Origin of the sequence: Limnospira sp. (genome assembly GCF_051859755.1) — a bacterium.
In the GTDB taxonomy this organism is placed as follows: Bacteria; Cyanobacteriota; Cyanobacteriia; order Cyanobacteriales; family Microcoleaceae; genus Limnospira; species Limnospira fusiformis.
In genome coordinates, this window is record NZ_JBIMLI010000290.1 from 1 (window position 1) to 2,118 (window position 2,118).

The 2,118-nt window shown below is 47.9% G+C and carries 3 protein-coding genes and 2 pseudogenes; 4 read left to right on the forward strand and 1 reads right to left on the reverse strand.

Annotated features, from left to right (window positions below):
* Positions 1 to 291: 291 nt before the first annotated feature.
* The 4 genes and pseudogenes from ACTIE0_RS23945 to panD form a co-directional block, all read left to right on the forward strand.
* Positions 292 to 369, forward strand: a pseudogene (locus ACTIE0_RS23945) (helix-turn-helix domain-containing protein); the annotation flags it as partial.
* Positions 370 to 458: 89 nt separating this feature from the next.
* A complete protein-coding gene (locus ACTIE0_RS23950; RefSeq protein WP_006625947.1) occupies positions 459 to 587 on the forward strand; it encodes a hypothetical protein in 129 nt (42 codons plus the stop codon).
* A 114-nt stretch (positions 588 to 701) separates the two neighbouring features.
* Entirely contained in the window at positions 702 to 983 is a 282-nt protein-coding gene (locus tag ACTIE0_RS23955) for a hypothetical protein (RefSeq protein WP_006625949.1), read from the forward strand.
* Between the two features lie 19 nt (positions 984 to 1,002).
* A complete protein-coding gene (panD, locus tag ACTIE0_RS23960; RefSeq protein WP_006615999.1) occupies positions 1,003 to 1,368 on the forward strand; it encodes an aspartate 1-decarboxylase in 366 nt (121 codons plus the stop codon).
* Positions 1,369 to 1,905: 537 nt separating this feature from the next.
* On the opposite strand, the pseudogene ACTIE0_RS23965 reads toward panD, so the two are convergent.
* A pseudogene (locus ACTIE0_RS23965) lies at positions 1,906 to 2,046 on the reverse strand (HNH endonuclease); the annotation flags it as partial.
* Positions 2,047 to 2,118: the final 72 nt, after the last annotated feature.

Consider the following 2,118-nt stretch of genomic DNA (forward strand, 5'->3'; position numbering starts at 1 on the left):
CCTAACAAGAGGCTTCCGATTCGCCATAACCCATTAAAACCAATTAAGGGATGGCTTACCGGGGATATAGCCAAGCAGATGGCACATGGAATCGGTAGAATAACCCCGTCGAGTCGCGGCAGTTTTGTTTTAACCAAACCTGACAAAACTCAGTTTTCAGTCAAACCAATAGATTTGAAACCTGTTTTGAGAAGAGATGGCTATTTGTATAAATTTTCCTGAGTTGTCAGGTAATTACCAGGTTATAGATATACTGCAAGGATGACGGAGAAAGCCTAGCGATACCGATTTTACCCGGAACAGGAAAACCTGTTGCGGAGGACTTTGGGTTGTGTTCGCCTGGTGTATAACAAGCCATTAGCCACGGGGACTGATGGTTGGACTTCGCTCACCAACCAAGGTTGGTACGAGGAACAAGAGGGCATTGATTACGTCGAGACTTCTTCGATGCTGAGGAGGTGGAACAAGACGGAAGGGCTGGACTTGATCAAGCAGGTCAGTTCGGTTCGGCGATCGCAGAGACTCAGGCATTGGCAGTCCGCATTTTCCAACTTCTTCGCGGGAAGGACGAAGTACCCGAAGTTTAAAAAGAGGAGGAAGGGCGGAAGGGCTGAGTTGACCAAAGCGGCTTTTAATCGGGCGGGTTTATCCAGTGGGCTGGTGTTGGGCATGGCTGACGGTGGAGGCCGCCCCTACAGGGGATGCTTAAACTGCGGATACGATCGCCCTTAAAAATGCCGTTAAAAGTCCGGGAGTGGGAATGTCCCGACTGGGAAACTGATCACGACCGAGACAGACGTAAACGCCAGGATCAACATCTTAGCTGCCTGGCTGGCGGTGTCGGTCTGGGTGGCGACCCGAAGACCAGAACACAGCCGGAGTTGCGGGAGTGGTGCTCAAAACCCCAAAGGGGGAAAGAACCAGAAACCCAAATTGTTAGGTTTGGGAATCCCCTTCCGGTTACGGGGAGGATGTCAATGTGATCTGATGAGACCTTAAAATATGTATCGAACCCTGTTGTTGGCTAAAATTCATAACTGTACCCTAACTGAGGCTAACCTTAATTATGTCGGCAGTATAAGTATTGACCAAAACTTACTGGACACTGCCGGAATTTTGGTTAATGAACAGGTACAGGTGGTTAACACCACTAACGGGGCTAGACTGATTACCTATGTCATTCCTGCCCCACCTGGGTCTGGTGAAATTCAATTGAATGGGGCGGCGGCTCGTTTAGGCATTCCAGGCGATCGCCTGATAATTATGGCCTATGGGCAGTTGACCCCGGAAGAAGTCCCCACTCATCAGCCGAAAGTGGTTCTTGTGGACGAAAAAAATCAAGTGATCGAAATTCGCGGCCATGAATAGTTTAACAAAATTATCAGAAAAAATGGGTTGAAAACCTCGTCCTTTTAGGGCGACTTGGTGTGAACATAAATTGAAGTCGTTGACTTTGGGAACGCCGGAAACAAGAGACACTCCGTAATCCCTAAAACTCTAGCCATCACTGGTAGAAAAGCTTTCATCGTCAGTTCAAATGGCCAGAGCGAAGTCAAAATCAAATAGGGTAGGGCATACCCGAATTTACGCTTGGGGAGTAGTCTTTAAGAGTGCTTACTGTAAAAGGTGTAGGTGCGAGACCTTCAGGCATGAAATAGGGTTGAGACACCCGAAATAACCGCCTGGTGGGGACTTCAACCCCTTGGTTGAATACAAGAAGCGCACTTCTGACCATCCCTATAACTGTTTATATGTCCCGACGATTTGTATCATACGATACCAAATACCGGCAGGGAACCCAAGGTCAACAAACTCTGTAACAAATCGTAGTAGGGGTCGAGAGAGATGTCACCATCTCCCCCTCCCATACAGAACCGTACTTGAGACTTTCACCTCATACGGCTCCTAATTTGATTGTTCCATTGTTAAGGATACAGCGTTGGCATTGTCAATTGCCGTCTTATCATCATGACAGTGGCGGTGTAATAGTTGAAGGTTCTTGTATTCATCCTTTCCGCCTTGGCTTCGAGGTGCAATGTGGCTGAGAGGGTGACAAGAGAGCTAGACTGATTGCTGTACAAGGGATAGAGCATTTAGTCCTTGCCGAAAATTCTGAGC